The organism is Rhodococcus sp. NPDC057014, assembly GCF_042673295.1.
Classification (GTDB): Bacteria; Actinomycetota; Actinomycetes; order Mycobacteriales; family Mycobacteriaceae; genus Rhodococcus_F.
The window spans coordinates 1-4,622 of the sequence record NZ_JBHUSF010000480.1 but is presented as its reverse complement, the minus strand read 5'-3'; the positions used below and the strand labels follow the sequence as shown (position 1 = coordinate 4,622).

5 protein-coding genes are annotated in these 4,622 nt (G+C 68.7%); 3 read left to right on the top strand and 2 right to left on the bottom strand.

Features of this window, described 5'->3' with window-relative positions; all coding sequences use genetic code 11:
* Window positions 1-97 precede the first annotated feature (97 nt).
* On the top strand, window positions 98-1,309 hold the full coding sequence (locus ACFTZB_RS43220) for an LCP family protein (RefSeq protein ID WP_378441776.1): 1,212 nt from the start codon (window positions 98-100) through the stop codon (window positions 1,307-1,309).
* 23 nt (window positions 1,310-1,332) lie between these two features.
* Window positions 1,333-1,884 (top strand): ferritin, encoded by a 552-nt coding sequence (locus tag ACFTZB_RS43215; protein ID WP_378441774.1) that lies wholly within the window; start codon window positions 1,333-1,335, stop codon window positions 1,882-1,884.
* 9 nt (window positions 1,885-1,893) lie between these two features.
* Here the strand turns inward: ACFTZB_RS43215 and ACFTZB_RS43210 are convergent, their stop codons facing one another.
* On the bottom strand, window positions 1,894-3,084 hold the full coding sequence (locus tag ACFTZB_RS43210) for a lipase family protein (protein ID WP_378441772.1): 1,191 nt from the start codon (window positions 3,082-3,084) through the stop codon (window positions 1,894-1,896).
* 227 nt (window positions 3,085-3,311) lie between these two features.
* Between ACFTZB_RS43210 and ACFTZB_RS43205 the strand changes: the two genes are divergently transcribed.
* Window positions 3,312-3,857, top strand: coding sequence for a ferritin (locus ACFTZB_RS43205; RefSeq protein ID WP_378441771.1), 546 nt, complete (start codon window positions 3,312-3,314; stop codon window positions 3,855-3,857).
* A gap of 68 nt (window positions 3,858-3,925) precedes the next feature.
* On the opposite strand, the gene ACFTZB_RS43200 is transcribed toward ACFTZB_RS43205, so the two are convergent.
* Window positions 3,926-4,622, bottom strand: a 697-nt coding sequence (locus ACFTZB_RS43200; protein WP_378441769.1) for a DUF5926 family protein, incomplete at its 5' end; no start/stop codon positions are given.

Below are 4,622 nucleotides of genomic sequence, written 5' to 3'. Positions count from 1 at the left end.
GCCGCCGCCGGGTCCGCCGCAACAGGGGCCTCCTGCGCCCCGCCCGCGGCACCCCGCGCCGCGTCAGGGTCCCCCGCCGCCGCAGGAGGGCACCCAGGTGATCCGCCGCGACGGCCGTGGCGCCCCGCCGCCGCCCCAGCAGGCGTGGTCGCAGGCCCCGGAACCGCAGCTGTCCCGCTCGGCCCCGCCGCAGGGTCCGCGCGGCTACGCACCCACCCAGACGCCGCAGCCGTACCGCGACGCGCAGCCACCCCCGCCGACGCGGGCGCCCGATCGGCGTCCCCCGCGCACGCCACCACCCCCGCCGCCCGCACCGTCGCGCACCCCGGAGCCGCCGCAGCAGCGCAGGCCCCGGCGGCCACGGCACTGGGGGCGCCGCATCGGCATCCTGTTCCTGGTGCTGATCCTGGCGCTCGCGGGCATGACCTACTACCTCGACAGTTCGCTGAACCGGATCGACGCGCTGGCCGACTACCCCGGCCGGATCGGCGACACCCCCGGCACGAACTGGCTGCTCGTCGGTTCGGACAGCCGCACCGGGCTGACCCCCGAGCAGGAACAGCAGCTGTCGACCGGCGGGAACAGCGGTCCCGACCGCACCGACACCATCATCGTGGTGCACGTCCCCAGCGGCAGCGGCCCGGCGACGATGGTGAGCATTCCGCGCGACTCGTACGTGTCGATCCCCGGCTACGGCGAGGACAAGATCAACGCGTCGTTCGCGTTCGGTGGTCCGCAACTGCTGACCCAGACGGTCGAGGAGGCCTCCGGGCTGCACATCGACCACTACGCGGAGATCGGGTTCGGCGGATTCGCCGGCATCGTCGACGCGATCGGCGGCGTCGACATGTGCCTGGACACCGCCATCGACGACCCGCTCGCGGGGATCAACCTCGCGCCCGGCTGCCAGGAACTGGCGGGTGCGGAGGCGCTCGGCTTCGTCCGCAGCCGCGCGACCGCGCTCGCCGACATCGACCGGATGAACCATCAGCGGATGTTCATGTCGGCACTGATGTCGAAGGCGACCAGCCCCGCGACGTGGCTCAACCCGTTCCGCATCTGGCCGCTCGTCACCGACACCGCGGCATCGTTGCGCGTCGACGAGGGCGACCACATCTGGAATCTCGCCGCACTCGCCTGGGCGGTCCGCGGCGACATGGTCACGACCACCGTCCCCGTCGGCGGTTTCGAGGACGTCGACGGCGCCGGGAACGTGTTGCTCTGGGATCACGACCGGGCGTCGCAGTTCTTCGACGCGCTGGCCGACGACCGTCAGGTTCCGGCCGAACTTGTCACCACCGGTCCGTGACGCTCGGCCGTAAACTGGCACCCATGACGCAACCGGCGCCGAAAGCACCCAGCGAGTTCCATGCCCTCCTGCAGCAGCAGATCCGCAACGAGTTCACCGCATCCCAGCAGTACATCGCGGTGGCCGTGTATTTCGACTCGCACGATCTCCCGCAACTGGCGCGCCGGTTCTATTCGCAGGCCGCCGAGGAGCGCGGCCACGCGATGATGATGATCCAGTACCTGATCGACAACAACCTTCAGGTGAAGGTCCCCGGCATCGACGACGTCGTCACCGATTTCGACTCGGTGCGCGCCCCCGTCGCACTCGCGCTGGAGCGCGAACACGTCGTCACCGAACAGATCACCAAGCTCGCCCGCACGGCCCGCGACAGCGGCGACTACCTCGGCGAGCGGTTCATCCAGTGGTTCCTCGAGGAACAGGTCGAGGAGGTCTCGGACATGCACACGCTCCTCAACATCGTCGAGCGTGCCGGCGACAACCTGTTCGACATCGAGGATTTCGTCGCCCGCGAGATGAGCGGCAACACGCCGGTCCGTCCGGGTGCGCCGAAGAGCGCGGGCGGCGGCGTCTGACCCGACGGGTCAGCAGCGGGTGGGCGCCGGTTCGCCGCGGAATCGCGCGGCCACGTATTCGTACGCGTCCGGAAAGCCCACCACTGCCGTCGTCATGTGCTCGGATATCTCGTACGGCACGAACGTCAGTCTGGCGCCGGCCGCGCAGTAGCGGTGCGCGGTCTCCGCGATCGAATCGAACGGCGTCAGCCCGTCGAGGGTGCCGTGCCACAGGTAGAGGGGCGCGGTCGGGACGCCCTCGAAGTACCGCAGACTGTTCTCGCGCAATACCTGGTGCGCACCCGAACTCGCCATGAGGCTGGTGGACGCGGCCAGCTGTCCGGCGCTGCGGAAGGCGCCGTGGAACAGCAGGAACCGGCGGCATTCGTTCGACATCCACTCGCGCAACCACAACCCGGTCTCGTTCAGCTGCGACGAGATCGGCAGCTGCTCCGGGTATTCGCGTTCCAAACCGATCGCGGCGGCGAACGCGAGCCCGAACCCCGGATGCGGATTGAACCCCAGACCCAGGGCCATCTGCTCGAGGTCCGCGGGAATCCCACCCGCCACCACCGCGTCGAGTTTCAGTTCCGGCGCATACGTCGGGGCCAGCGCCGCCGCCCACGCGCTGGCCATGCCGCCCCCGGAATAGCCGGCCAGCGCCACCGGGCTGTGCGTCAACCCCAGTTCGGCGACCCGCTGCACCGCCCGCACGCTGTCGAGGGTGATCATGCCGCCGAGCTTCGCGGCGCCGTAGGCGCCCGTCGGGCCCAGATGATCGGGCACCGACACCGCCCAGCCGCGCTGCAGACCCAGATACAGGCCGGGCGACTCCTGCAGTTCCAGATTGAACAACGAGCGCGACGGGGCGCATTTGGTGCCCAGCGAATTCACGATCGCCTGATACGACACGAGCGGCGGGTTCGCGACACCACGGGGAAGCAGCACGGTGGTGACGGCCAGGATCGGATGTCCCGCGGAGTTCGTCGACCGGAACGCGATCTGCCACCCGTCGGAGTTCGCGTACATCCAGGTGTCGATCCGGCGTGTCCGCACGACGTCGCCGGGGCTCAGGTCCTCGAGGTCGGCGGGGGCCGAATAGAAGGGGTCGGGGTCCGGCCAGGGATACAACGGGTCGGCCTGTGCGGGAACCGGAATCGTCGCGCCCAGGAAAAGGGCGCCGAGAATCAACGCTATCCACGTACCGGGTCGTCTCAACATGGGCCTGCCCCTCCGGCCGCGGCGTCAGATCGCTGTGAATTTTATACACGGGCCCGGGCCCGCCGACGCGGATTGCCCGGTTCCCATCCGTGATCCGCCGCCGGCTCAGACAAGGAAATTGTCACCAGAATGGTCCCGAAATTAGGTTGACATTAGTTTGGGAACGCTTGCCAAAATAAGGTTGAACTTGGATGACACGTGCTCTGACCAGCATTATTATCCATTTCATGACTTCCACTGACGCGCACAAGACGAAATTCCACGCTCTGCTTCACGACCAGATTCGCAACGAATTCAACGCGTCACACCAGTACATCGCGACTGCCGTCTATTTCGACAACTCGGACCTGCCGCAGCTCGCCAAGCACTTCTACAAGCAGGCCGTCGAAGAGCGCAACCACGCCATGATGATCGTCCAGTACTTCCTCGACCGCGACATCTCCGTCGAACTGTCGGGTGTCGACGCGGCGAAGGGCCAGTTCGAGAATGCCCGCGAGCCGATCGCCCTCGCTCTGACCCAGGAGAAGACGGTCACCGAGCAGATCGTGCAACTGGCGAGCACCGCCCGCGAGGAGGGCGACTACCTCGGCGAGCAGTTCATGCAGTGGTTCCTCAAGGAGCAGGTCGAGGAGGTCGCCAGCATGACGACGCTGCTGACCATCGCCGACCGCGCGGGCAGCAACCTGTTCGATCTCGAGGAGTTCGTCGCACGCGAGATGAGCGGCGTCGCAGACACGTCCGGCGCGCCGCATGCAGCGGGCGGTTCCCTCTAGGCGGCTCCGCCGCCCGTGAGTGGTTGAGGAGTGCAGAGACTCGTTAACCACTCACGGGCGCGAAGCGCCTACCGCAGCGTCACCTGCCGGCCGCGCAGGCCGTCGCGGGCGCGTCGCTCCTCGGTGGTGAGGGGCGCGTCGATGGCCAGGGCCTCGGCCAGTCGCTGACCGAGTTCGACGGTGGCGGCGGCCCATTCGTTCGCATGCTTCTCACGGTCCAGGTCGAACACCGGGACCAGCAGACCGTGGGTCCGGAACGACCCGGCGTAGCGCGAACCCTCACCGAGGTGCAGGCCACCGGTCGCGTGCACGCGCGCGAGGGCCAGCATCAGATCGTCCTCGTTCTCGGGGCGCACCCAGCGGATGTGCGCCTTCTCGCCCGCGTCGACCCACCACGCGGCGACGACACCCTCGGCCTCGACCCGGGCGGACGGCATGATCGCCGCATTCGCGTGCTGCACGGTGGTCGCGACCTCGGGTGCCGGCTCCACGCCTTCGGGAATCCACCAGTTGAAATCCTGGTGCACGGTGATGTCGAGCGGGGCGTCCGCGTCGATCACGTCGGCCAGCGCCGGGGTGTCGGATCCCGGGTTGGCGGAGGCCAGCGATTCACCGCCGGCGGCGTCGCGGACCCAGGCGACGGACGCGGCCAGGTCGGCGCCGAGGTCGGCGGAATGCGCCTGGACCTGCACACCGACGAACCCGGTGGCACTGTCCCCCTCGTCGCGGACCAGCGCCGCGACGGCTCCGGGCAGCACGGTCGCC